At 68.1% G+C, this 24,356-nt stretch carries 17 protein-coding genes and 1 pseudogene; 10 read left to right on the top strand and 8 right to left on the bottom strand.

The window, feature by feature from the left end:
• Positions 1 to 687: pseudogene (locus HC022_RS04255) on the bottom strand (hypothetical protein); the annotation flags it as partial.
• Complete coding sequence (locus HC022_RS04260; RefSeq protein WP_008886408.1) at positions 684 to 890, bottom strand: hypothetical protein; 207 nt, start codon at positions 888 to 890, stop codon at positions 684 to 686. The pseudogene HC022_RS04255 and the gene HC022_RS04260, both read right to left, overlap by 4 nt.
• A gap of 221 nt (positions 891 to 1,111) precedes the next feature.
• On the opposite strand from HC022_RS04260, the gene HC022_RS04265 reads away from it, so the two are divergent.
• The 3 genes from HC022_RS04265 to HC022_RS04275 are packed head-to-tail and all read left to right on the top strand — an operon-like array spanning position 1,112 to position 4,218.
• Complete coding sequence (locus HC022_RS04265; RefSeq protein WP_167451470.1) at positions 1,112 to 2,308, top strand: acylneuraminate cytidylyltransferase; 1,197 nt, start codon at positions 1,112 to 1,114, stop codon at positions 2,306 to 2,308.
• A 3-nt stretch (positions 2,309 to 2,311) separates the two neighbouring features.
• On the top strand, positions 2,312 to 3,118 hold the full coding sequence (locus HC022_RS04270) for a hypothetical protein (RefSeq protein WP_167451471.1): 807 nt from the start codon (positions 2,312 to 2,314) through the stop codon (positions 3,116 to 3,118).
• Positions 3,115 to 4,218 carry an AGE family epimerase/isomerase gene (locus tag HC022_RS04275; RefSeq protein WP_167451472.1) on the top strand — a complete coding sequence of 368 codons (1,104 nt, stop codon included), beginning with the start codon at positions 3,115 to 3,117 and terminating at the stop codon, positions 4,216 to 4,218. The genes HC022_RS04270 and HC022_RS04275 overlap by 4 nt, the downstream gene beginning before the upstream one ends.
• Positions 4,219 to 4,296: 78 nt before the next feature.
• Here the strand turns inward: HC022_RS04275 and HC022_RS04280 are convergent, their stop codons facing one another.
• From HC022_RS04280 to HC022_RS04295, 4 genes are all read right to left on the bottom strand, one after another.
• A complete protein-coding gene (locus HC022_RS04280) occupies positions 4,297 to 6,615 on the bottom strand; it encodes a M57 family metalloprotease (protein WP_167451473.1) in 2,319 nt (772 codons plus the stop codon).
• A 439-nt stretch (positions 6,616 to 7,054) separates the two neighbouring features.
• Complete coding sequence (locus HC022_RS04285) at positions 7,055 to 8,221, bottom strand: nucleotide sugar dehydrogenase (RefSeq protein ID WP_167451474.1); 1,167 nt, start codon at positions 8,219 to 8,221, stop codon at positions 7,055 to 7,057.
• A 162-nt stretch (positions 8,222 to 8,383) separates the two neighbouring features.
• Positions 8,384 to 9,799 (bottom strand): mannose-1-phosphate guanylyltransferase/mannose-6-phosphate isomerase, encoded by a 1,416-nt coding sequence (locus HC022_RS04290; RefSeq protein ID WP_167451475.1) that lies wholly within the window; start codon positions 9,797 to 9,799, stop codon positions 8,384 to 8,386.
• Between the two features lie 189 nt (positions 9,800 to 9,988).
• Positions 9,989 to 11,386 carry a phosphomannomutase gene (locus tag HC022_RS04295; RefSeq protein ID WP_167451476.1) on the bottom strand — a complete coding sequence of 466 codons (1,398 nt, stop codon included), beginning with the start codon at positions 11,384 to 11,386 and terminating at the stop codon, positions 9,989 to 9,991.
• Positions 11,387 to 11,866: 480 nt separating this feature from the next.
• Here HC022_RS04295 and HC022_RS04300 point away from each other — a divergent pair, with 480 nt between their 5' ends.
• From HC022_RS04300 to HC022_RS04315, 4 genes are all read left to right on the top strand, one after another.
• Complete coding sequence (locus HC022_RS04300) at positions 11,867 to 14,032, top strand: YjbH domain-containing protein (RefSeq protein ID WP_167451477.1); 2,166 nt, start codon at positions 11,867 to 11,869, stop codon at positions 14,030 to 14,032.
• On the top strand, positions 14,029 to 14,688 hold the full coding sequence (locus tag HC022_RS04305; protein WP_167451478.1) for a YjbF family lipoprotein: 660 nt from the start codon (positions 14,029 to 14,031) through the stop codon (positions 14,686 to 14,688). The genes HC022_RS04300 and HC022_RS04305 overlap by 4 nt, the downstream gene beginning before the upstream one ends.
• Positions 14,689 to 14,802: 114 nt before the next feature.
• The gene (locus tag HC022_RS04310) at positions 14,803 to 15,048 is read left to right on the top strand and encodes a hypothetical protein (RefSeq protein ID WP_167451479.1); all 246 of its coding nucleotides are present in this window, start codon (positions 14,803 to 14,805) and stop codon (positions 15,046 to 15,048) included.
• 218 nt (positions 15,049 to 15,266) lie between these two features.
• Positions 15,267 to 16,595 carry a polysaccharide biosynthesis/export family protein gene (locus tag HC022_RS04315; protein WP_254884931.1) on the top strand — a complete coding sequence of 443 codons (1,329 nt, stop codon included), beginning with the start codon at positions 15,267 to 15,269 and terminating at the stop codon, positions 16,593 to 16,595.
• A 102-nt stretch (positions 16,596 to 16,697) separates the two neighbouring features.
• Here HC022_RS04315 and HC022_RS04320 read toward each other — a convergent pair whose 3' ends face one another.
• Positions 16,698 to 18,818, bottom strand: coding sequence for a polysaccharide biosynthesis tyrosine autokinase (locus HC022_RS04320; RefSeq protein ID WP_167451480.1), 2,121 nt, complete (start codon positions 18,816 to 18,818; stop codon positions 16,698 to 16,700).
• A 452-nt stretch (positions 18,819 to 19,270) separates the two neighbouring features.
• Here HC022_RS04320 and HC022_RS04325 point away from each other — a divergent pair, with 452 nt between their 5' ends.
• On the top strand, positions 19,271 to 19,975 hold the full coding sequence (locus tag HC022_RS04325) for a metallophosphoesterase (protein ID WP_254884932.1): 705 nt from the start codon (positions 19,271 to 19,273) through the stop codon (positions 19,973 to 19,975).
• 33 nt (positions 19,976 to 20,008) lie between these two features.
• Here HC022_RS04325 and HC022_RS04330 read toward each other — a convergent pair whose 3' ends face one another.
• The gene (locus tag HC022_RS04330; protein ID WP_167451490.1) at positions 20,009 to 20,695 is read right to left on the bottom strand and encodes a sugar transferase; all 687 of its coding nucleotides are present in this window, start codon (positions 20,693 to 20,695) and stop codon (positions 20,009 to 20,011) included.
• Positions 20,696 to 21,283: 588 nt separating this feature from the next.
• On the opposite strand from HC022_RS04330, the gene HC022_RS04335 reads away from it, so the two are divergent.
• Both HC022_RS04335 and HC022_RS04340 read left to right on the top strand, forming a co-directional pair.
• On the top strand, positions 21,284 to 23,173 hold the full coding sequence (locus tag HC022_RS04335; RefSeq protein ID WP_167451482.1) for a heparinase II/III family protein: 1,890 nt from the start codon (positions 21,284 to 21,286) through the stop codon (positions 23,171 to 23,173).
• A 94-nt stretch (positions 23,174 to 23,267) separates the two neighbouring features.
• The gene (locus tag HC022_RS04340) at positions 23,268 to 24,281 is read left to right on the top strand and encodes an acyltransferase (RefSeq protein ID WP_167451483.1); all 1,014 of its coding nucleotides are present in this window, start codon (positions 23,268 to 23,270) and stop codon (positions 24,279 to 24,281) included.
• Positions 24,282 to 24,356: the final 75 nt, after the last annotated feature.

Raw genomic sequence — 24,356 nt, forward strand, 5'->3', positions numbered from 1 at the left:
GTCGCGGCGGGCGGCGAGGTCGGCGGGCGGATCCTCGGGGCGCAGGAAGGAGGGGTGGCCGAAGCCGACCTCCTGCCAGGCGTCGTCCCACTCCAGCGCCGCCTCGCGGTAGGCCTCGATGTTCGAGGTCGGGAACAGGTAGACGCCGTCGCAGTTGCGCCGCCGCGCGAAGCCGTTCTGCGGGAAGAAGTCGAGCCCGCCGAGGAAGGAGATCACGCAGGGCCGCCCGGCACTCATGCGGAAGGGGACGGATTTGATCGCGTCGCCGAGCGCGCGGTAGACGCGGCTGGTGATGATGGCGCGCACCGTGTCCGAGCCGGTCAGCGCGCTCAGCTGCTTGGGGCCGAGCGAATAGGCCGGGCCCTCGGGCAGCAGCTGCGCCATCTGGCGGAAGGAGAGCGCGTTCTCGCCGGTGTACCAGACCAGATCGACCGGCGGGGCCTCGGCGCTGTTGCGCAGCACGTCGCGCATGCGCAGGGCGAAGAACAGGGTGGAATCGTCACTGAAGAGGATGACCACGGGCTTGGGGCCGGCGGGCTCGGCCCCGGCCCCGGCGTCCGATGCAGGAAGCGCCTGCGGGGCGGCGCCGGTGCCGAGGCGGGCGCGGATCGGTGCGCCCTCGCTGCCGTCCTCGGCCAGCGGATAGAGCCAGATCTCGGCGCGGTAGCCGGGGCTGTCGTCGCTCATTTGCGCACCCCGCGCTCGAAGGCGGCGAGGATCTCGCGCTGCGTGGCGTTGTGCTTGCGGTGGCTCGGCTTGAGATGCGCGACCTGCATGGATTCGGCCTGCGCCGCGCGTGAGAGCATCAGCACCGGCCAGCCCAGCGGGCCCGAGCGCGAGAGCTTGTAGATGGCCTGCCCGAGCCGGGTCTTCTTCAGTCTGGAGATCATTTTTTGTGTCTTGAACCGGCGGTTTATGCCCGGGGATTTACAGAGTAGACCTTGATTCGTAAACAACGCGGACGGCCGGCGGGCCGGGCCGACCGTGGGCCATGTCCCTCCGGCGGCGTGCCAGTCCCTCTGCCGAGACGGGCCGAGGGCTCCGGAACCGTCGCGCACAGGCAGAGGCCGGCCCGGCGGCCGGCGGCAAGACAGGAAACGGAGCCGTTCGAGTGACGCAATCTGACAGCAATGAGGCCGGGGTCACGGTCTGCGTGATCCTTGCCCGCGGGGGCTCCAAGGGGGTCCCGGGCAAGAACCTGCGCCCGGTGGGGGGCGTGTCGCTGATCGGCCGCGCCGTCCGGGCCGGCTGCCAGGCGCCCTCGGTGACCGCCACCTACGTCTCGACCGACGATGCCGCCATCGCCGCCGAGGCGGCGCTGCACGGCGCCGGGATCATCGACCGCCCGGCCGAGCTTGCCGGCGATACCGCCACCTCGGAATCGGGCTGGCTGCACGCGCTGCAGGTGATCCGCCAGACCCACCCCAGGGTGGCGCGCATGGTGTTCCTGCAATGCACCTCGCCCTTCACCACCGGCGCCGACATCGAGGCCTGCATCGCCGCGATGGACGCCCGGGGCGCCGATTGCGCGCTCTCGGTGATCGAGGACCATTCCTTCCTCTGGGGCTACGACGAGGCCGGCTTCGGGCGCGGCATCAACCACGACGAGACCCAGCAGCGCCAGCGCCGGCAGGACCTGCCGCCGTCGTTCCGCGAGAGCGGCGCGATCTACGTGGTCGACGCCGAGGCCTTCGAGCGCACCGGTCAGCGCTTCTGCGGCACCGTGGCGGTCTGCCCGGTGGACCACCCGCCGCTCGAGATCGACACGCTGCAGGATTTTGCGCTCTGCTCGATGATCGCCCAGGCCGGCGGCCAGCCCGGGATCGACCCGGCGCGGCTCGACCGGGTGCGCGCGGTGGTGATGGATTTCGACGGGGTGCACACCGACAACCTCGTGCTGACCGACCAGAACGGCGTCGAGACCGTGCGCACCTCGCGCGGCGATGGCATGGGCATCGAGATCATGCGCAAGGCCGGCCGTTGGAAGATGATGATCCTCTCCAAGGAGCAGAACCCGGTGGTCCTGGCCCGCGCCAGGAAGCTCAAGCTCGAGGTCTTCCATTCGGTCGAGGACAAGGTCGGCGCGCTCGACGCCTGGCTCGCCGAGCACGGCTTCGGCTGGGACGAGCTGCTCTACGTGGGCAACGACGTGAACGACCTCGGGCCGATCGGCAAGGCCGGGCTCTCGGCCTGCCCGTCGGATGCGCACCCCTCGGTGCTGGGCGTGGCGGACTGGGTGCTGCCGCTGCCGGGCGGGCAGGGCGCGCTGCGCGCCATGAGCGACGCGCTGATGGCGCGGGTCGGCTGAGCCATGAGCTCCCGCCCGGTCATCGTCGCCGGCAACGGAATGTCCCTGACCCGGATTGCCCCGGGCCGGGTGCTCGAGACCGACTTCATCATCCGCACCAACAACTTCTTCTTCGAGACCCACTACTACCTCGGGCGCCGGGTGGACCTGGCCATGATGGGCGGCGACCCGCGCGTCGCGCCCTTCATGTTCGAGACGCTCTGGCAGTGCCGCAAGGATTACGACCTGCAAGGCTGGTCGAGCTTCAACCCCAAGGTCGTGCCCGCCGGGAACCGCCGGTTTTCGACCCTGTTCCAGCCCATGCGCTACCGCGACGCCCATGTGGAGCGCGCCGTCGAGGCGCTTTGCGCGAAATACGGCAAGGTGCCGATGACCGGCACCTACGCGCTGCTCATGGCCCATGGCATGGGCGCCGAGCAGGTCATCCTTGCCGGGGTCGATCTCTATGACGGCGGGCGGCGCTACCCGTTCGAGCCGGGGCGGCACTACCGCGACCTGATGGGGGCGGACGTGAACGCCCGCGGCGCCGATGCCCGGCTGCACGACACCGCGCTCGACCGCGAGGTGCTCGAGATGCTGCTGGCGCGCGGCGACATGGCGGTGATGCGCTCGGTCGAGACCGGGGTGCTGGAATCGCAGCTGCCGCTCGCGCCGCAGCGCGAGGGGCCGGCGCTGCGCCCGGTGCCGCGGCCGACGGCGCCCACCGACTGGGCGCCGCGCAGCGGGGCCTACCCCATTCGCCTGTTGAAAGTCCTGCGCCGGGGCAGCAGCCTGCGGCGGAAGCTGTTCCAGAGGAAGATCCCCGAATGACCGAGACCGCACAGACCGCCGCCCGGCTCGAGGCCTGGCTGACCGAGGCGGCGCTGCCGCTCTGGACCGGAACCGGTGTCGATGCCGCCACCGGCACCGTGTGGGAGGCGCTGGACCACGACGGCCGGCCGCTCGGGGACATGCAGCGCCGGCTGCGGGTGCAGGTGCGCCAGGCCTATTGCTTCGTGATGTCCGACGACCCCGCGCACCGGGAGCTCGCGCTGCGGCTCTTCCGCTTCGCGATGGACCATGGATTCGACCCTGTCACGGGGCATCTTGCCGCCCGGCTGGCGCCCGACACCTCGATCGTGACGGTGCTGCACGATCTCTACGACATGGCCTTCATGCTGCTCGCCGCCGCGGCGCTGACCGAGGCGGGCTTCGACGTGGGCGCCGATCTCGCCCGGCTCGAGGCCGAGCTTGCCAAGCTCAAGGCGCCGCGCGGCTGGTACGAGAACGCAGGGCACAGCCTGCCGCGCCGGCAGAACCCGCACATGCACCTCTTCGAGGCGATGACCGCGCTCTACAAGGCCACCGGCGAGGCGCGCTTCCGCGCCATGGCCGAGGAATGTCTCGGGCTCTTCACCGGGATCTTCCTGACCCCCGACGGCCGCGTGCTCGAGTTCTTCGACGCGGACTGGACCCCGGTCGCCGAGGCCGAGCAGGCGATCGAGCCGGGCCACATGGCCGAGTGGGTGTTCCTCGTCGACCAGTTCGAGCAGGTGGCGGGGGTCGATACCGGCCTGCCGCTGGCCACGATCTTCGCCGCGGCGCTCGACCGGCGCGACCCGTCTGGGCTGCTGCCGGACGTCTCCGACCCGCACTGCGGCACCCGCCGGACCTGGCCGCAGACCGAGTTCCTGAAGGCGGCGCTGGTGCTGCGCCGCCGTGGCGGGACGCTGCCCGAAGGCGCCGATCCCGAGACGGTGCTGGAGCTGATGTGGGCGCAGTATCTCGACACGCCGGTGGCGGGGGGCTGGTACGACCGCCGCGCCGCCGACGGGGCGCTGCTGTCCGACAACATGCCGGCCTCGACCTTCTACCACATCTTCGTGGCCTTCAGGCTCTACATCGGCCTGCACGGGGCGCCGGAGGCCTGACGGGGCAGGGGGCGGCCCCGCCGCCCCCCGAGCCACCCGACCCGGGCCCTGCGCCATGCCGCACCGGGTCATCCCGGGTCAGGCGAAGGTGAAGATGTTGTCGGCCAGCACCGAAAGCTCGGTCAGGTTCGAGAACAGGATGCTGTCGCCCCCGCCGAAATCGAGCAGGACCACCCCGGCCGCGTCGCTGCCGTAGGCCGAGAGGATCGCGTCCGCGTCCGTCAGCCCGCCGGTCAGTGCGGTGGAGAGCTGCAGCGCATCGCCGCGCTCGTCGAAATCCGAGATCTCGTCGTTGTCGTGGCCGACGTCGAAGACGAAGCTATCGTAATTGGTGCCGCCGCGCAGCAGGTCGTTGCCGGCGCCGCCGAACAGCCAGTCCTTCCCCTCCATCCCCAGCAGCGTGTCGTTGCCATCACCGCCGCGCAGGGTGTCGTAGCCGCTGCCGCCGTAGAGCTCGTCATTGCCGGCGTCGCCCCAGAGCTGGTCCTCGCCGAAGTTGCCGTAGAGCGTGTCGTTGCCGTCGCCGCCTTGCAGCCGGTCCAGCGCCGAGCCGCCCGAGAGGTAGTCGTTGCCGGCGTCGCCGTACATGACGTCGTCGCCTTCGCTGCCCCACATGGAATCGTTGTCGCCGCCGCCGTGCAGCAGGTCGACGCCGCTGCGGCCGTAGATCATGTCGCTGCCGGCGCCGCCGTCGACGAAATCCGCGCCGTCGCCGGAGCTGATGAAATCGTCGCCGTCGCCGCCGTAGATCGTGTCGAAGGCGGTGTTGCCGTAGAGGCTGTCGTCGCCGGCGTCGCCGTAGATGGTGTCCGAGCCGGTGCCGCCGGCGATCAGGTCGTTGTCGAGCCCGCCGTAGATCAGGTCGGTCGAGCTGTCGCCGTAGAGCGTGTCGTCGCCGCCGCTGCCGTCGATGGTGTCGGCTCCGGTGCCGCCGCGGATCAGGTCGTCGCCGCTGCCGCCGGTCAGCAGGTCGTGCCCGGCGTCGCCGTCGATGCTGTCGGCGCCGCCCTCGCCGTCGATGGTGTCGTTGCCGTCGCCGCCGCGGATCAGGTCGTCGTGGCCGCCGCCGAGCAGGGTGTTGTCGAGCGCGTTGCCCTGCAGCGTGTCGTCGCCGCTGCCGCCGACCGCCTCCTCGATCCCGGCGCCATGGGCGATGGAGACGTTGCCGCGGTAGCCGCCGATGTCCGAGAATTCGCCCTCGACCAGGGTGATGAACTGGTTGCCGCCGAAGCCCGACACGTCGAGCCTGTCACGGCCGCCGCCGTCCCAGATCGACAGGAACGGGTCGCTGTTCTGCGAGAAGTCGTAGGCGCCGCCCAGGGTGCTGTTGAAGCCGTAGACGGAATCGCCGGCGTGGTAGCCGTAGTTCACCCCGTAGAGCTGCTGCAGAGCCTGGATGTCGTGCAGCAGCAGGGTGTCGGGGTAGCCGCCGATGGACGAGGTGGTGTTGCTCTCGTCGAAGTAGCTCATCACCGAGTACTGGTAGGAATCCTCGAGATAGGCGGCCTGGTCGCCATAGGTGATGACGCCGCCGGCGGTGGCGTTGTAGTCGCCCGGGTGCGACAGGCCGACCGCGTGGCCGAGCTCGTGCAGGAGCACGAAATGGTCGAAGGAGCCCACCGGCAGCGAATCCGCCGAGACCGAGGCGTTGTTGATCCAGACGTCGCCCGCGGGCGAGCCCGAGGAGGTGGGGCCGGGGAAATAGGCATAGGCGCCGGCGCCGTCGTATTCCGAGCTGTAGGCGCCGAAGAGGATGGTGGCGTTGTTGGTGGTGCCGCCGGGGGTCACCTGGCGGAGGTCGAGCCCGCTGACGCCGGAATAGAGCGCGATGGCCTCGGCCGCGGCGGCCGCCTGGGCGGTGCTCAGCGTGGCGAAGCCCGCGGCGTTGCCGGCGGCGTCCTGCGGCTGGCCGCTGGCGCGGATGCCCCAGGTGACGGTGACGCCCTGGCCCGCGGTCGAGGTCCAGGCGAGATCGTCGCGCAGCAGGGCGCCGGCGGCCATGGCGGTGTCGTAGCTCGGGGTGGTGCCCGCGCTGACCGAGAGGCCGTAGGCGCCGGTGCCGCTGCCGCCATAGGCACCGGCCACGATGTAGTAGGTGCCGCTGGCGCCGGTGGTGTAGGTGAAGGCGCTGTCGCTGCCGGGGCCGCTGTCGTCGTCGCGGGCGACCCGCGTGCCGCTGCTGTCGTAGAGCGCGAGCAGGCTGTCGTTCAGCCCGTCCCCGAGCGCGCCGATGCCGCCCATGGCGAAGCTGTAGGTGCGCCCGGCCTCGAGCGTGACGGCGACCCAGTCCTCGTCGCCCCGGGCGCCGATGGTGCCGTGGAAATGGTCGCCCACGGCGATGCTGGAGTCGGTGGAGGCGCGGGCGGCGGCGTCGGAGGTTTCGGTGACGGTGGACATGGGGCCTGTTGCTTCTGGGTCTGGGTGGTCTGAATGGGTCGGGTGGTCCGGTCTGCGCGGGCCGCGGCGGGCCGGGATGGGAAGAGGCGGCGCGGGGCCGCCCGTTCCCGTGGGTGTCGTCCGGGCCCGTGCCAGTGCGGATCACCGGTGGGCCGTGCCGCAGGGGCCGCGCCGTCCGGGGCGGATGGGGAACCGAAAGGGCGGGGTTTTGTCCGTACGGCGCCCGTACTGTGGTCGCCGCGCGCCGGTGCTGCCCCGTATCGCCTCCGGACAGCGCCCCGCGGGCGCCGCCTTCCTATACGCAAAGCCTTTACACAGGCTTAGTGCCCGGGCGGAATACCCGCTTCCCGCAGGTCATGGCAAGCGTGCCGACGCGTCGCATGCAACGCGTCGGGCAGGCTGTATCCGCAGGGCCGCAGGGGCGCCGCAGGCGGTCTCGTCAGTCAGCTCCAAACAAATCGCGGGTGAAGACCTTGTCCGAGACGTCGGTGATCTCGTCGGTCAGGCGGTTGGCGACGATGAGATCGGCCTCGGCCTTGAAGGCCTCGAGATCGTTCACGACGCGGCTGTTGAAGAAGTCGGGCTCCTGCAGCACCGGCTCGTAGACGATGACCTCGATGCCCTTGGCCTTGAGCCGCTTCATGATCCCCTGGATCGAGCTCTGGCGGAAGTTGTCCGAGCCCGCCTTCATCACCAGCCGGTAGATGCCCACCACCTTGGGCCCGCGCATCAGGATCTGGTCCGACAGGAAGTCCTTCCGCGTGCGGTTGGCGTCGACGATGGCGCGGATCAGGTTCTGCGGCACGTGGCTGTAGTTGGCCAGGAGCTGCTTGGTGTCCTTGGGCAGGCAGTAGCCGCCGTAGCCGAAGGAGGGGTTGTTGTAATGCCCGCCGATGCGCGGATCGAGGCTGATGCCGTCGATGATCTGGCGGCTGTCCATGCCCCCCGCCAGCGCGTAGCTGTCGAGCTCGTTGAAGAAGGCCACCCGCATGGCGAGGTAGGTGTTGGCGAAGAGCTTGATCGCCTCGGCCTCGTCGGGGTCGGTGAAGAGAACCTCGACCTCCTTGGTGACGGCGCCCTCGAGCAGCAGGTCGGCAAAGACCCTGGCGCGCTCCGAGCGCTCGCCCACGATGATGCGCGAGGGGTGGAGGTTGTCGTAGAGCGCCCGGCCCTCGCGGAGGAATTCCGGCGAGAAGATCACCTGGTCGGTCTCCAGCTCGCGGCGGACGCTGCGCACGTAGCCCACGGGGATGGTCGACTTGATGACGATGGTGGCGCGGGGATTGACCGCGATCACCTGGCGGATCACCGCCTCGACGCTGGAGGTGTCGAAGTAGTTCGACCTGGTGTCGTAGTTGGTGGGGGTGGCGACGATGACGTAGTCGGCGTCGACATAGGCCTTCTCGGGATCGGTGGTGGCCGTGAGGTCGAGCGTGCGGTTGGCGAGGTAGTCCTCGATCTCGGCATCGACGATCGGGCTCTTGCGGTCATTGACCAGCGCGACCCGCTCCTCCGACACGTCCAGCGCCGTGACCGGGTGGTTCTGCGCCAAGAGAACGGCGTTCGAGAGCCCCACGTAGCCCAGGCCTGCGACTGCGATCTTCATGTCCAAATCCCTTTTGGAAACAGGTTGTCTTCGATGTCCGGCACAGCATTGCCTGTGGCTGGCCGTGACGTCCGGAACGGCAGATCCGGTTTAACCGCCGAGGATGCCGACCTCAATCGGCGAAGACCCCTCGCCGGTCCTCCCGGCAGAAAGCGGAGCATTTCAGCTCCGCGCATAGGCATCCTCGTAGCGCACGATGTCGTCCTCGATCAGCGCCATCGGCACCTTGCCGGGGTTGTGCAGCCGGTGCACGCAGCCGAGCGGCAGGTAGATCGACTGGTTCTCGGTCAGCAGGCTGACCTCGTCGTCCCGGGTCACCCGCGCGGTGCCCTGCACCACGACCCAGTGTTCGGAGCGGTGGACGTGCGACTGCAGCGACAGCGAGGCGCCGGGGTGCACGACGATCCGCTTCACCTGGAAGCGGCTGCCGGTCACCAGCGTCTCGACCCAGCCCCAGGGCCGGTGGTCCTTGGGGAAGGACGTGGCCTGCGCCGCGCCCTTCGCCTTCAGCGCGTCAACGGCCTTCTTCACGTCCTGCGCCCGGCTCAGGTCGGCCACCAGCACCGCGTCGTTCATCGCGATGGCCATGACGTTCTTCAGGCCGATGCCCACCACCTCGAGCCGCTCGCTGTCCGAGCGCAGCAGCGTGTCCTCGCAGTCGATGGCGGTGGCGCCCCCCGAGGTCACCACGCCGGCCGCGTCCGGGCCGCTGTCGCGCCAGACCGCGTCCCAGCCGCCGAGGTCGGACCACGCGGCGGTAAAGGGCACCACCGACAGGTTCGGCGCGCGCTCCATCACCGCGTAATCGATCGAGATGTCCTCGGCGCCGCTCCACGGCCCCGGCGCGAGGCGCAGGAAGCCGAGATCGGGAAGGGCGTCGGCGAGCGCGGCCTGCACCGGGGCAAGCAGCGACGGGCTGTGCGCTTCGAAGGCGGCAATGATGTCGCGGGCCCGGAACAGGAAGATGCCGGCGTTCCACATGTAGGTCCCGGCGGCGAGCATCTCCTCGGCGCGGGCGGCATCGGGCTTCTCGACGAAACGCGAGAGCTTCACCGGCAAGCCGGAGCCGGAGGGCTTCGCCGACAGCTCGAGATAGCCGTAGCCGGTCTCGGGGCGGTCGGGGGCGATGCCGAAGGTCACGAGATCGCCGTCCTCGACCGCGGCGAGGCCCTGGGCCACGGCGGCATGGAAGGCCTCCGCATCGGGCACCACGTGATCCGACGGCGCCACCAGCATCACCGCGTCCGGATCGCTTGCCGCGACATGCAGGGCAGCGGCGAGGATCGCGGGGGCGGTGTTGCGGCCCTCGGGCTCGATCAGGATGGCACCGGGGTCGAGTCCGATCCCCATCAGCTGCTCGGTCACGATGAAGCGGAAGTCGGAATTGGTCAGCACCAGCGGCGGCTGGAAGGCGAGCGCGTCGCCGGTGCCCGACAGCCGCTTCGCCGAGGCCTGGAACAGGGTCTCTTCGCCCATCAGCGGCACGAACTGCTTGGGGTAGGATTTGCGGGACAGCGGCCAGAGCCGCGTGCCGGAGCCGCCGCACAGGAGGACGGGCGTAATGCTTTTGGGAGTCATCGTGATGCTCTTGGTTCGGAGATCCGTTTTCGGAACCGTTAACAGGGCGGAGGGGAGTGGCAACCGCGGGCGCGCCCGTGCTCTCTCTAAAGTTGCGTCTGCGGCACATGTGCGGCAGAAACACGCAACGGCTCCGGCCCCTCGTGGCGGATGTGACGTCACCGGGGACAGATCCGGTGACGGACGGGATCAGAGCCGCGTACGCAGCTTCCCGAGATGGCTGGCGAGCAGGTCCTCGGCGCGGGCGGGGCTCGCCGCCTCTGTGTAGCAGCGGAATTCCGGCGCATTGCCCGAGGGGCGCAGGTGGATGACGTCGCCGCCGGCGAAGCGCAGCCGCAGCCCGTCGGTGCGGTCGATCTCCGTCTCCGCGCCCAGCCCGTCGAAGAAGGCCGCCCGGGCCGCGGCGTCGCCGTCGAGCTCGGCGAGGAAGGCCCGCGCGGTCTCGGGCTCGACCCCGGTCAGCCGGTCGGCGGCGGTGAAGCGCGGCGGCAGGGCGGCGACCAGTGCCGCGAGGTCCTTGCCCCCGGCGCGGGCCAGCGCCAGCGGCGCGAGGATCGGCAACAGGCAATCGCGCGTCATCAGCGGCGCCAGCGGGCCCGCGGGAGCCTCGGCGGTGAAGCCCAGCAGGAAGCCGCCGTTGGCCTCGTAGCCCACCACCCTGGCGGCGGGGTCGTCGGCCAGCACCGCCTCCATCGCGGCGATCACGAAGGGCGAGCCGATGCGGGTGCGGTGCAGCGTCCCGAACTCGGGCATCTCGCCGATCATGGTGTTGGACGAGACCGGTGTGCAGATCACCTGCGCCCCGAGCGCCCGCGCGGTGAGCGCGCCCAGCACGTCGCCGGGCACGATGCGGCCCGTGGCGTCGGCGACCATCGGCCGGTCGGCGTCGCCGTCGGTCGAGATCAGCGCGTCGAGGTTATGGTCGGCGCACCAGCCCGCGAGCTGGTCGCGGGTTTCGGGGTCCACCGCCTCGGTGTCGACGGGGATGAAGGTCTCCGATCGTGCCAGCGGCACCGCCTCGGCACCGAGGGCGGTGACCACCTCGACCATGGCGTCGCGGGCCACCGAGCTGTGCTGGTAGACGCCGATGCGGAGCCCTTCCAGCGCCCCGGGCCCGAAGGCTCTGGCATAGCGCGCCACGTAGTCCTGCGCCGGAACAGAGCCTGTTTCCTGCCGGGCCCCGGCCTGCCCCGCATCGGGGGCGGGGCTGTCGAGCGCCGCGAGGATCGCCGTCTCGTCGGCCTTCGAGATCTCGCCCCCGGGCAGGTAGAACTTCAGCCCGTTGCGGTCGGCGGGGATGTGGCTGCCGGTGACCATCACCGCTGCATGGCCCGACCCCATCGCCGCCAGCGCCAGCGCCGGTGTCGGCAGCACGCCGTCGTCGATGGCGGTCAGCCCCGCGCCGGTGATGGCGCTCATCACCGCCTCGGCGATGGCCGGGGATGAGGGCCGCAGGTCCTGTCCCACATGCACCGCGCCGCCATTGGGGCAGGCGGCGAGAAAGGCTCGGATATGGGCGGAAACGAGGTCGGGGGTCAGCTCGGTCACGAGACCGCGCAGCCCGCTGGTGCCGAATTTGGGGGCCATTCCGGGGCAGACTCCTTGTGTTTGGTCATGGGGCCGGGCGGGGCTCCAGCGTCGTGGCGAGGCTAGGCGGGCGGCGCCGCAAGGTCCAGCCGCCGCGCCCTTTATTCGGGTGGTGGTGGCGTGGCGTGGTCGTTCAGGTGGCATGCGCCCTTCCGCAGCCGGAGGGGCGAGGCGGGGCATGGTCATGTCCCTATCGGCGGATTTCGAAGAAGCGATGACGGTTCCGGAGTTTTTCGCGCCGGGCGGCGGGCAGGGGCAGACGTGACGTCCGAGGAGCCAATCCTTGGGCGTTTGTGGGATTATGGTCACGATGGCGGAATAGAAATGCTCTTCGCCTGTCGCTCGACATTTGAACTTCTTCGCCGCAGCCGCGAGAATGGCGGGAAGACTACAAGAATGGGGCGACCCGGGGTTCCCGGCAGGTATTGAGCAGGTTCAATCCCGCAGGGCCGGGAACGCGCCGAATGGCGGAGTTCCGGAATGCCGATTCCGAGAGGCGGGTTGCGAGCGGCCCTGAAGACGACGGTTGCGAGGCGGCTGTCCGCAGGTCTTTGCCTGCTGGCGATCAGCGCGCAGCCCGCGGTGCCGCAGGAAGATCCCTGGGCCCGGCCGGTGCTCGGTTTCATGGGCGTTCCCGGGATCCTCGACATGCCGACGGCGCATCCGATGGGGGATGCCGACCTGAGCTTGTCGCTGGGGGTGCTCGAGCAGACCCGTCGAGGGACGCTGCACTTCCAGATCACGCCGCGGCTGTCCGGGGTGTTCCGCTATGTGAACCTTCAGGATTTCCGGAACTACGACGACTATTACGACCGCAGCTTCGACCTTATGTATCTGCTGGCGGAAGAAGGGCGATACATGCCTGCGGTCACCGTGGGTCTGCAGGATTTCGGCGGGACCGGGATCTACGCGGGGGAATACGTGGTGGCGACGAAGACCTTCGGTCGTCTGCGGGCCACGGGCGGCATCGGCTGGGGGCGTTACGGGAGCCACAACGGGTTCACCAACCCGCTGGGCATCTTCTCCGACAGCCTCGAGACGCGCCCGCGCAGCGAGGGGGAGGGCATCGGCCAGACCGGCAAGCTGGATACCGAGCACTGGTTCCGTGGCGATGCAGCGCTCTTCGGTGGTCTGCAATACGCTGCCACCGATCGCCTGATGCTTTCGGCGGAATATTCCTCGGATGCCTACGAGATCGAGACCCAGGCGATGGGGTTCGAGCGCGAATCGTCCTTCAACTTCGGCGCCAGCTACCGGTTGAAGGATAATTTCGACGTCACGGCCGCGTGGCTGTATGGCACGACCTTCGCGGTGAACCTGACCTACACCTTCAATCCCAAGACCCCGAACGACTACCCCGGCGGGCTCGACCAGGCGCCGCGGGCGGTGCAGGTGCGGGCGCCGGGAAGCGCCGCCGATCTGGGCTGGACGCAGCAGGCCGGCGCCACGCGGATCCTGCGCGGGGACATGCAGAGCTTCCTCGCCGCCGACGGCATGGTGCTCGAGTCCTTTACCGTCGACGCCCGCACCGCGCGCACCTCGGTGCGCACCGGCACGCAGGTCTACCCGGCGCAGGCGGTGGGCCGCACCGCCCGCATCATGACCCAGCTCATGCCGGCCTCGGTCGAGCGCTTCGAGATCACCCTCGTCACCCCCGGCGGCATGCCGGTCTCGACGGTGACGGTGAACCGCAGCGACCTCGAGGAGCTCGAGCACGCCCCCGACGGCTCGTGGCAGAGCTTCGCCCGGGCGCGGATCGAGGATTCCGGGCCGAGGGCCGCCACCGGCATCCCCGAGGGCGCCTTCCCGCGATACGACTGGAGCTTCGGCCCCTATCTGAGCGCCGCCTATTTCGACCCCGAGAACCCGCTGCGCCTGGCCTTCGGCCTGCAACTGGCCGGCAGCTTCGAGCCGGTGCAGGGGCTGGTGTTCGAGGGCAGCGTCCAGCAGTCTCTCGCCGAGAACATCAGCGGGCTGCCGGGGTCGGACTCGATCCTGCCGCACGTGCGATCGGATGCGAATCTCTATGCGGGGGCGGCGGATTTCACCGTCTCCAACCTCACCGCGACCAAGTATTTCCGCCCCGGCGAGGATCTCTTCGGCCGGGTCACCGCAGGCTATTTCGAGCCGATGTTCGGCGGCCTCTCGGGCGAGATCCTGTGGAAACCCGCGGACAGCCGTCTCGGGCTCGGGCTCGAGGTCAACTACGCCAAGCAGCGCGAATACGAGCAGGGGCTCGGCTTCCTCGACTACGACGTGGTGACCGGCCATGCCTCGGCCTATTACGACGCGCCGGCCGACTTCCACTACCAGGTGGACGTGGGCCGCTACCTCGCCGAGGACTGGGGCGCCACCATCGGCATCGACCGCGAATTCGACAACGGCATCCGCATCGGCGCCTTCGCCACCTTCACCGACGTCTCCTTCGACGATTTCGGCGAGGGCTCCTTCGACAAGGGCGTGCGCTTCCACATCCCGCTCTCGGCGATCACCGGCTCGCGTTCGGATCTCGCGATCACCCGCACCATCCGGCCGATCCAGCGCGACGGCGGCGCGCGGCTCGAGATGAACACCCGTCTCTACGAGCAGGTGCGGGCCTACCAGCAGCCCGAGCTGCAGAACGAATGGGGACGGTTCTGGCGATGAGATTTCTGCCGACGCTGCCGCTGCTCGCGGCGCTCCTGATCGCCGGCTGCGGCCCACAGAACCAGTTCTCGGAATACTGGGGGGCGACCGTCGGCTCGCTGCTCGGGGGCCAGGAAGAAGCCCAGGACGTGCGCGCGGCGCTTACGCCGGAGGTGCTGGCGCAGATCGGCCGGCCGACCATCCTGCTGACGGTGCCGGGCCGGGAGAACGTGGAATCGCCCTTCTTCGCCGAAGAGCGCAACGGCGACACGGTCACCTGGCTGTCGGTGAACAACGAGTTCCTGCTGCTGCAGGACGGCGTGCTGTCGGGGACGCGCGGGCTTGGCGGCGACCTGATGAACGCCGATCTCGGCGAGGTGCACGAGGCGCTGGCGGGGCGCCGGACGCAGGCGGTGCGCATCCACCGCATGCTCGACGGCGAGAATCACATCGTCGCGGAAAGCTATGTCTGCGACTACGCGCAGCGGCCCGAACGGGTCGCGGTCGGCGCCTACCTGACTCAGGTCCAGGCCACCCAGATCGACGAGACCTGCACCGGCGTCGAGCGGGTCTTCGAGAATCGCTACTGGCTTTCGGGCCGCGGCACCATCGTCCGGGCCCGGCAATGGGCGGGCGAGCCGCTCGGATATCTGGAATATGAAAGGTTGAGTGACTAGAAAACCACCTTTCCGAGTGTCGCACTGGACATTTCTTGCCGCAGGGTTACTTCGCATTTGCAGAAAAAACTGCAGGCTGTTAGATCTGAACCAAGTTTTTCCAGGAGAAAAGACATGACCTCGAAGACCATTCTCGGGCTTGCTGCGGCCAGCCTTTTCGCCCTCGCCCCTGCCGTGCACGCAGAGGGTGTGCAGAGCAAGAGCCCGGTGATCTCGACCCAGGGTCCGGATTTCGCAAACCTCACCCCGGAGCAGATCGCCCTGATCATCGCCGGTACGGCTGGCGCGGGCCTCATTCTCTCGGGCGGCAACAGCAACGGCTCGTCCTCCACGACGACCACCACGACGACGAACAACTGATCCGGCCATTCGGAGCAGGTCGTCAAATCGGCCACAGGTTGAGAACAAAAAGGGCGAACCTCCACGGGGTTCGCCCTTTTCACGTGCCGGAGCATGGTCAGCCCGAACAAAGGCAATTACGCTGCGACGCAGGACAATAACCCTGGAAGACAGGACATGAACGGGGACAGGACATGAGCAGACAGGTGTTTGGCAGCCTGGCGGTTATCGGGACCTTGATGCTGAGCGCATGCGGCGTCGCCTATCAGTCGCCGTCGGTGAATCCGATGATCGGCGGGGCGGACAGCAAGGTCCGGGTGCTGGAAATCACCCCTGAAAGCGTGATGGTGGCGAACCGCTCCACCTACAGCCCGAAGGAGCTCCCGGGCGTCTTCTTCGCCACCGCCGGAGGCGACCGCACGCCGCGTGGCGCGGGCGCCACGCCCGAGCCGGTGATCGACTACCAGAACCGCCCGGGCGCCCTCGAGACGCGGGTTCCGCCGGCGCTGCCCGATATGCCCTATACCATCGGGGTCGGTGACGTGCTGCTGCTGGCCACGCCGCAGGTGGGTTCGACCGTCGAGCAGCTGACCGGGCTGCTGGCCGCGTCGAACGCGCGGCAGGGCTACACAGTGCAGGATGACGGTGCGATCGCCATTCCCAACGTCGGTCGGGTGCAGGTCTCGGGCATGACGCTCGAGGAAGCCGAGAGCCGGCTGTTCCAGCGTCTGGTGGAGAACCAGATCGACCCGACCTTCAGCCTCGAGGTCTCGCAGTTCAACTCGAAGCGGGTCTCGATCGGCGGTGCCGTGGCACAGCCGACCGTGGCACCGATCACGCTGACGCCGCTCTATCTCGACGCGGCGTTGTCGGCGGCCGGCGGCGTCACTGCACAGGATCTGGATTACGCCTCGGTGCGGATCTACCGCGACGGCACGATCTACCAGATCCCGCTGCGCGAGCTCTATTCCGACCGCAGCCTCGCCCGGGTCCAGCTGGTGGATGGGGATGCCGTTTTCGTCGACACCGAATACGAACTCGACCTGGCGCAGGCCTATTTCGCCGAGCAGATCCGTCTCGCCGAGTTCCAGCAGAACGCACGACAGGCCGCGCTGAACGAACTCGAGGCCGAGGTCAACATCCGCCGCGGTTCCCTGACCGAGGCGCGGAGCAACTACATGACGCGGCTCGAGCTCGATTCCGTGGATCGCGACTACGTCTATCTCGCCGGTGAAGTCGGGGAGCAGTCGCGCTACCCGCTGCCCTTCGGCAAGACCGCGTCGCTGGCCGACGCGCTTTATTCCAGCTCCGGCGTGCCGACCCGCACCGGCAACGTGGCCGAGATCTACGTGCTGCGCGGCTCGCCCGATCCGCGGGAGTTCGGGGCGCTCACCGCCTGGCAGCTCGATGGCCGGAACGCGGCGAACTTCCTGCTCGCCACCCGCTTCCAGCTGCGTCCCAACGACGTGATCTTCGTGGCCGAGCAGCCGGTGACCAAGTGGAACCGCGTGATCACCCAGATCACCCCGTCGCTGATCAACACCGCCGCGGCCCAGACGTTGAACTGACGCTGGCGGCGCCCCCTTCCGGGGGCGGCGGATGGACAAGAGAAAACCCCGCCCGGCCATCAGGCCAGGCGGGGTTTTCCGTTTCCGGAGCCGCGTGAGCGGTCAGTTCAGGTAGTACTTGGATCCGTAGGCCGAATAGGGTCCGTAGTTGTTGCCGTAGCCATAGCGCTTCATGCCGCGCGGGTTGATCTGGTTCAGCACCAGGCCGCTGACCGGCTTGCCGACGCTCTCGAACTCGCGCAGCGCGCCCTGCACCTGCTCGCGCGAGGTGCGGTCCCAGCGGACCACGAAGACCGTGGCGTCGACATGCTGCGCGATCACCCGGGCATCCGGCACGATCAGCACCGGCGGCGTGTCGATGATGATAATGTCGTAGCGGCGGCGCAGATCGTTCAGCAGGTTGGCGAACCGCTCCGACGAGAAGATGTCGGCGGCGTTGGCCTGCCCCTTGTCACCGAGCAGCACATCGGCGTCGAGCAGGTCGTCGTGGATCACCACGTCGTCGAAGCTCTTCGTCCCGGTCAGAACCGAGACGATGCCGTCCTTCTGCTCGGTCTTCAGGTACTGGCCGAACACCCGGCGCCGGATGTCGCCCTCGATCAGCAGCACCTTCTTGCCCATGGTCGCGAAGTTCAGCGACAGCGACAGGGCGATGGTGGTCTTGCCCTCGCCCGAGAGCGAAGAGCTGGTCATGATCACCTTTGGCGGCATGTCCACGTTGGACAGCATCACCGAGGTGCGCAGGTTGCGGATCGATTCCGCGGCGGCCGAGGAGGGCTTTTCCTTGAGATAGGCGATGGCATCGAGGCGCCGCTTGGCCTGGATCAGCGGCACCTGCCCGATGACCGCGTGGCCGGTGCTGGTCTCGAGCTGTTCGGCGTTGCGGAAGGAGCGATTACGGGCTTCGCGGATCAGGATCAGGGCGGTGCCGGCTATCAGTCCGAGCAGTGCGGCCACGGCGAGGATCAGAGGCTTGCGCGGTGTGGAGGGACGGAGCGGGGTCACGGCGGGCGAGATCACGCGGCTGTCCGCCTGCTGGATCCCCTGCTGGGCGGAGGTCTCCTTGAGACGTGCGAGGAAGTATTCGTAGAGCAGGCGGCTCGCCTCGGCCTCGCGTGTGAGCTGCTGCAGGGTGATGAGATCCTGGCTCTGCTGTTCGGTCTGCTGCTCGAGCGTGGTGAGCGAGGTCCGCAGCGTCTGGAGCTGCGACTCGCTGCGCGAAAGGTCGGCCCGCTGACGGGCGACGATCTGCTCGTAGCGTGTGTCGAAGGCCTGGGCGATGCCGGGTTCGTCCAGTCTCGGGAGCAGACGCTGCAGCTGCAGATCGCCCGACGCCTCGACCCGGGCCTCGGGTGTTTCGGCCGCCTCCAGCGCGGCAAGCCGGGTCTGGGCGGTCTGCTGCGCGGTCTCGGTGCCTTCGATCCTGTCGCGGGTCTCCTTGACCTGGACCTCGAGCCCGGCGAGCGCCTCGGGGCTGACCAGCGCCGTGCCGGCGCGGAAGTCGGTGACCTTGCCCTCGGCTTCCTCCAGCGAGACCTGCAGGTCGGTGACCCGGTCCGTGAGCCAGGTCGTGGCCTGCTCGGTGGCCTCGAACTTCACCTCGAGCTGGTTCAGAATGTAGAGATCCACCATCGTGTCGGCGATGCGGGTCGATTTCGCGGGATTGGTGGTTTCCACCGTGACCTGAAAGACCAGGCTGTCCGGGACGTTACGGATGCTCAGCGCCGCGAGAAGCGAGTCGATGGTCCCTTCGCGCTGGCGGGTGTCCCGGTTTAGCCCGCCGGGGGTTTCGGGAGTGGGGCTGATCAGGTCCCTGACGAAGGTCTTGGTTTTGGACAGCGCGCTCGGCGGACGCAACGCCTTGTTGAACTCGGGGTCCTCGATCAGGTCCAGCTCGTCGACGACCTTGCCCAGCAGCACGCGGCTCTTCAGCACCTCGACCTCGGTATTGAGGACCGCCCGGTCCGAGCCGAGCCCGCTGATGACATTGCCGATGTCGACGACCTGCTCTTCGCGGTTGTTGAGCATCACCACGGCCGTGGAGCGGAACATCGGTGTCGCGAGGACGTAGGCGTAGATGCCACCGATGAAGACGGCGAGCAGGAGAGCCGCGAGGATGACGAACTTGCCTCTCCAGATGGTCGAGACAAGTGCGCCCAGATCGATGACATCGTCATCCGGGGCGGTGGAAGAAGTCGCAACGCCTGGCTGTATGCGTCTCATTTCGTTCAACGAATCTCTCCAAAAGCTTTACGTCTGGCAGGCTGCCGCTACCGTCTCTCTAGCATGAACCACCGGCCGCCACGAACCGTATATCTCTGAGTGATCTGAATGTATTCATGCGATTTTCTCGGGCACTAGGCGCGGTCGTGCCGCGATCATGCAGCGCGCGTTCGATCAATAGGGCCGGGAGGGGATTGTCCATGCTTTTCATGCGGATGGAGCTCCGGTGAACGGTTCGGGCAAAGATTCTGGACGACAGTCCGTGGTAGAGATTTCCCGCCGATTCGAAGATCCGCCCAAATTCTGTGCATCTCTCGCCAGCCGCCGGGGCGTTTCCCTGCCGGCCCGTGCCGGGAAACCGGATATTGGCTGTGCGGACGTTTCGCCTTAAGTCATGTCGCATGCGATTTAGACTGCGGAAACAGCCTGCCAGACCTGCCTTTGACGCGCCGATGCGGCCCGCCGAGGCTTTCCTGGCGGTTGGAGACATTCACGGCTGCGACGGGCTGCTGGGCAAGCTGCTCGGCCGGCTCGAGGACTACGCGCACCCGTCGGCGAAACTGGTCCTGGTGGGGGACTACGTGGATCGGGGCGATCACAGCGCCGATGTGCTGCGTCGCATCCATCGCATGCAGACCGAGGCCGGACCGGAGCTGATGATCTGCCTGCGCGGCAACCATGACCAGATGCTGCTCGACTTCCTCGACGATCCGCAGGCCTCGGGAACCCACTGGTTCCGCCACGGGGGGCTCCAGACTCTTGCGAGCTACGGCATCGCCGGTGTCGCCGCGACCGCCCCGCAGGGGGCCTGGATCGAGGCGCGCGACCGGCTGCGCGAGGGCATGGGGGAGGCGCTCGAGGCCTGGTTGCGGGCGCTGCCCACCAGCTGGCAGACGGGAAATGTCTTCGTCTGCCATGCCGGGGCGGATCCGGCCGTGCCGGTCGACCTGCAGCGCAGCCGCACGCTGATCTGGGGGCATCCCGACTTCGCGACCGTGCCCCGTGCGGACGGCATCTGGGTGGTGCATGGCCACACCATCACCGAGCGCGCGCGCCCGCAGGACGGGCGCATTCCGGTTGACACCGGCGCATATGCAACGGGCCGCCTGACGGCGGCCCTTCTCGAGACTGGCAAGGTGCAGTTCTTCTCGACCTGAGCTGCCGCAGGGGCGCCGGCCGGGGACTGCCCGTCAGCGGCCGGTGCGGTTCAGCACCGAGCCGGCGGTCTTGGCGATCAGCTGGACGTCGGTGCGCAGCGACACGGTCTGCAGGTACTCGATGTCCATGGCGACACGCTCGTCGTAGCTCACGTCGTTGCGGCCCGACACCTGCCAGAGCCCGGTGATGCCCGGCTTCATGGTGAGATAGGCGGTGCGGCCGTGGCCGTACTTGCGCATCTCGGCGCGGACCACGGGACGGGGCCCGACGAAGCTCATCTCGCCCATCAGCACGTTCCAGATCTGCGGCAGCTCGTCGAGGCTGGTCTCGCGCAGGAAGCGGCCGAGTTTCGTGATGCGGGGATCGTCGGTGAGCTTGTGATCGCGCGCCCATTCCTCGGCGGCGGCGGGATTGTTCGCGAGGTAGGCCACGAGGCGTTCCTCGGCGTTGGGCACCATCGTGCGGATCTTCCAGCAGCGGAAGACCTTGCCGTTCTTGCCAATGCGGCGGTGACCGAAGAAGCCGGGGCCCCCGTCGGTACGCGTCACGGCCCAGAGCGCGGCAATCACCGGCACAAGCACGGGCAGGAGGATCAGTGCCAGAGCGATGTCGACAATCCGCTTGGTATAGCGGGTGTAGAACTTCTGCGCTTCACGGCGGTAGGCCATGCGCTGCGAGAAAACAACAGTCGTATCGTTCAGGCTTCCGGCATCTAGCATCGTCATGAGATCGTCTACCTAAATGAGGATCCGGCAGAGCTGGGGAAACACAAGTGGCTACCTGCCGAAATCGGAATATGTTAGCGGTCACTGGCTGCCCGCCTACTCGCCCCAAGGGTTAGTTAATCATTTGTTTGCTGTCTAGTTTCTGCAAGTGCGAAATTATGATGAAGGCTTTCTCTTGCTTGGGGAACGCACCTGCTGAAGGGGGGGCTTCCGTAAGAAGGTCAGAGGGTTGGCGAAGAGATCATGTTTTAAGATATTGTTATTGTTTAATTTTTTTTCGAACCTTGTCGCGAGGTGAAAATTTCCGGGAGAATGCCGCGTCCCGACACGGGTTTGTGCGGATTTCCGCGAGCGGCGGGCGCCCGATAATTTGGCGGTCCGGGCGGGGCAGATGCGAAAAATGCAGCAGGCTAAAATTGCACTTTGGCGTGAGCGGCCTTGCCGGAGGCTTTCCAAGCGCCGGGGATTCGCGGTGGATGGACCGGGACACGGCCGGATACGGCTGCCGCTCCTCGCGACCCTTGCCGGAAACGGGGGCGTGGTACGTCCCGTCCGGTGCAGGAAGTTCCATCTGGTGACCGCATGATCCATCTTCTCATGACCATACCGAACCGCGCCGCCGCCAGGTTCGTTCCGGCCCTTGCCCTGATCTCGGCCCTTGCGGCACCGGCGCTGGCGGCCCCGCCATTTTCCGACAGCCACGCGGACCGCATCGCAGAGATCGCCGCGATGTTGCCCGAGGCGCCCGCCGGTGTGGGCTTGCCGTGCGCCGCGCGGTCCGCCTGGCAGGAGGTGGCGGGACGCAAGGCGGTGCTTGGCCGCGCCGACAGAACACTCGCGCAGACGCTGCCGGAGTGGCGTGATGCGGATTACCTTGCCTTCAGTGAACGCGGGGACAATGTCACCGGCAAGCGTATGATGCTGGCGGTGCACCGTGATCTGACCACGCTGGTGGACGCGGAGTGCTTCCGCTGGGACGGGCGCTACCTGCCAAGGATATCGGAGACCCTGATCCGTCTCGCCCGCCAGAAAAGCTGGGTGCTGCCGCAGAACGACCGGGCGCTCACCGCCTTCCGCGGCGAGAGCCCGACGGTCGACCTGATGACCGCGGCAATCGCGAGCCGGATGGCGGATGCGCTTTACCGCCTCGGCGACCGGCTGCCCGCGGAGGTGCGGCGAGAGGCGATGGCCGCGATCAGGCAGCGTGCGGTCCGGCCCGTAATGGCGGGACTGCGCGGGGAAGGCCCGCTGCCCTGGTGGATGAACTCGCCCAGCAACCTGAACGCGGTCTGCCTCGGGGGGATCGTGGGGGCGGCATTGTCGGTCCTGCCCGACATCGAGACTCGGGCGTTGCTGGCTGCGGCGGCAGAGCGTTACTCGGACCACTACCTGCGGAGTTTCTCGGCAGACGGCTACGGTTACGAGGGGATCGGTTACTGGCAATACGGATTTGTGAGCTACGCGCGGCTGCGCGACCAGCTCCTGAGTTCCACGCAGGGCGGCGTCGATCTGTTCGACAACCCGCAGGCCCGGCAGGCCGCGCTCTTTCCCTTCCGGTTTGCCATGGGGAACCGGCTCTATGCCGCGTTCGGAGACTCGGATTTCCAGTACGCGCCGCGGGTCTGGGCTCTCGACTACGTTCGCCATGTCTTCGGGCTGACCGCCGTTGGCACCGAAGGCCGGGCCCTGCGCGGCCACTCCGAGGCGGAGGGCCTGGCGCAGCCGGCGTCCGGCGCGGGGTTTGGGGGAGAGGGCATCGGACCGGTCAGCTATTTCGAGGACGTGGGGGTGCTGGTGGTGCGTCCCGAGCAGCCAGGCGGGCTGGCGCTGACGGTCAAGGCCGGGGGGAACCTGCGCCACAGCCACAATGACGTGGGATCCTTTGCCGTCGGGCTCGACGGGACCCAGCCGCTCGGAGATCCGGGCGGGCCGGCCTATTACGACAGGAAGTCCTTCGGCCCGCAGCGCTACGAGCGGCCCGTCGAAAGCTCTTTCGGGCATCCGGTGCCGGTCATCGACGGGCAGTATCAGGTCGATGCGACGACGATCGCGCCGGCGGTGCTGGCCCGGTCATCCGACCCGGACCGCGAGACCATCACCATCGACATGACCCCGGCCTATGACGTGCCGGGTCTCGAGGCCTTTCACCGGACCGTGGAATATCATCGTGGCGATGGCGGACGCATCGTGATCCGTGACAGATTCGATCTTTCTCGCCCGATGCGGATCGTCGAATCCTTTCCGACCCATGGAAGCTGGCAGCAGGGGTCGCCCCGAAGCGTCGGGTTTGTGCTGGACGAAGCGCGGGTGGCTCTGACCTTCGACGGCGTCGCCCCGCAGAATATCGTGGCGGACAGGGTCTCGCAGAATGGTACCCGGTTCGAGGTTCTGCGGGCAGCGTTCGATCTCGCGGGGGAGAGCGTCGTCGAAATGAGCATTTCACCTCGGGCCGGGGCAGGGCAGGGCAATTGATCTCTGGTCCCTCTGGGCGACCTGTCATAGCGTCGCGTCGTCAGGGAACGGGATGGGCGGTCAGCGCAGGATGCAGAGTAGAAAACCGGCAGGGATGGATGACAATGCGGTCAAGGGCATTCTCATCCTGACGATCGTCGTGGGACATTCCCTGTTCCTGAAGGCGACCGACCTTGGAGGGGCTTTCGTCGCCTTCCTGTATTTCTGGCACGTGCAGGGGTTCTTCCTGCTGCTGTCCCGCCGTGGCCCCACCCGATCCGGCGTGCGGTGGGGCGACATGCTGGTGCGCTACTTCGTGCCCTATCTCCTGGTGGCCGGCGGTATCGGGGCCTTGCGGGCGGCGGCTTCCGGCGACCCGGGCGCCCTTGCGGAGATGCTGCTGGGGCTCGTCATGGGCAACAGCAGCTATCTCGACGCCTATTCCGGCGGCGTCTACTGGTTCGTCCCGACCTTCGTCATGACCCTTCTCGCCTGGCAGGGGTTGTCGCGCCACGCAGACCATCCGGCGGTGGTTCTTGCCCTCGTTGCCATCGGGGTCCTGTCGACGCGGGTTCCCGCGGAGATCCTGAAACAGCTGCCCCTGGGGCTGGGGCTGGTGCCCTATGTGCTGGCGATGATGGTGATTCACCGCACCTATGCGAGATGGATCGAAGGCGGTCGGGTTCCCGCCGCCGCCGTCCTCGCCCTCTGCCTCGCGGGGGCGGGGGTCGTTGCCGGGCTCGTCTGGGCCGGAACCACGGTCAATGTCGGCTTCTTCCGCTTCGGACGCACGCCACTGGCGCTTGCCGCGGGGCTGGTCTTTCCGGCGCTGATCTTCGAGGCCCTCGTCCTGCTCACCCGCGCCGCAACCGCGCCGGGCTGGCTGCGGGCGCTGGGGCGGTCCTCCTTCGGCATCTTCCTGTTCCATCAGCCGATTCTCTTCGCCCTGACCATGGCCGGGAGATCGCTCGGCTACGATACGGCGATGGGGGCGGGCCTCAGTCTCCTGGCCATTCCTGCGGCGGTGATCATCTCTTTCCTGCTGGACCAGGGGCTGCGGGGCTTCCGCCCGACCAAGCGCTTCGTCTTCCCGAGGGATCGGCAGGAGCTCCTGGGCAGGCCGACCTGATGTGGGCCGCCGCCTACATGGCATTTGCCGGCGCCGCTGTCTTCCTGTACCGGTACCGGGCCGTCCCGTCGCGAC

It is taken from the genome of Salipiger sp. HF18 (genome assembly GCF_011806505.1).
In the GTDB taxonomy this organism is placed as follows: Bacteria; Pseudomonadota; Alphaproteobacteria; order Rhodobacterales; family Rhodobacteraceae; genus Salipiger; species Salipiger thiooxidans.

Coding starts and splice junctions, on each gene's coding strand:
- HC022_RS04330 (WP_167451490.1), bottom strand. CDS start 20,695: ATGCTAGATGCCGGAAGCCTGAACGATACGACTGTTGTTTTCTCGCAG.
- HC022_RS04290 (WP_167451475.1), bottom strand. CDS start 9,799: ATGACTCCCAAAAGCATTACGCCCGTCCTCCTGTGCGGCGGCTCCGGC.
- HC022_RS04280 (WP_167451473.1), bottom strand. CDS start 6,615: ATGTCCACCGTCACCGAAACCTCCGACGCCGCCGCCCGCGCCTCCACC.
- HC022_RS04335 (WP_167451482.1), top strand. CDS start 21,284: ATGATCCATCTTCTCATGACCATACCGAACCGCGCCGCCGCCAGGTTC.
- HC022_RS04325 (WP_254884932.1), top strand. CDS start 19,271: ATGCGGCCCGCCGAGGCTTTCCTGGCGGTTGGAGACATTCACGGCTGC.
- HC022_RS04285 (WP_167451474.1), bottom strand. CDS start 8,221: ATGAAGATCGCAGTCGCAGGCCTGGGCTACGTGGGGCTCTCGAACGCC.
- HC022_RS04315 (WP_254884931.1), top strand. CDS start 15,267: ATGCTGAGCGCATGCGGCGTCGCCTATCAGTCGCCGTCGGTGAATCCG.
- HC022_RS04270 (WP_167451471.1), top strand. CDS start 2,312: ATGAGCTCCCGCCCGGTCATCGTCGCCGGCAACGGAATGTCCCTGACC.
- HC022_RS04275 (WP_167451472.1), top strand. CDS start 3,115: ATGACCGAGACCGCACAGACCGCCGCCCGGCTCGAGGCCTGGCTGACC.
- HC022_RS04260 (WP_008886408.1), bottom strand. CDS start 890: ATGATCTCCAGACTGAAGAAGACCCGGCTCGGGCAGGCCATCTACAAG.
- HC022_RS04340 (WP_167451483.1), top strand. CDS start 23,268: ATGGATGACAATGCGGTCAAGGGCATTCTCATCCTGACGATCGTCGTG.
- HC022_RS04295 (WP_167451476.1), bottom strand. CDS start 11,386: ATGGCCCCCAAATTCGGCACCAGCGGGCTGCGCGGTCTCGTGACCGAG.
- HC022_RS04300 (WP_167451477.1), top strand. CDS start 11,867: ATGCCGATTCCGAGAGGCGGGTTGCGAGCGGCCCTGAAGACGACGGTT.
- HC022_RS04320 (WP_167451480.1), bottom strand. CDS start 18,818: ATGAGACGCATACAGCCAGGCGTTGCGACTTCTTCCACCGCCCCGGAT.
- HC022_RS04305 (WP_167451478.1), top strand. CDS start 14,029: ATGAGATTTCTGCCGACGCTGCCGCTGCTCGCGGCGCTCCTGATCGCC.
- HC022_RS04310 (WP_167451479.1), top strand. CDS start 14,803: ATGACCTCGAAGACCATTCTCGGGCTTGCTGCGGCCAGCCTTTTCGCC.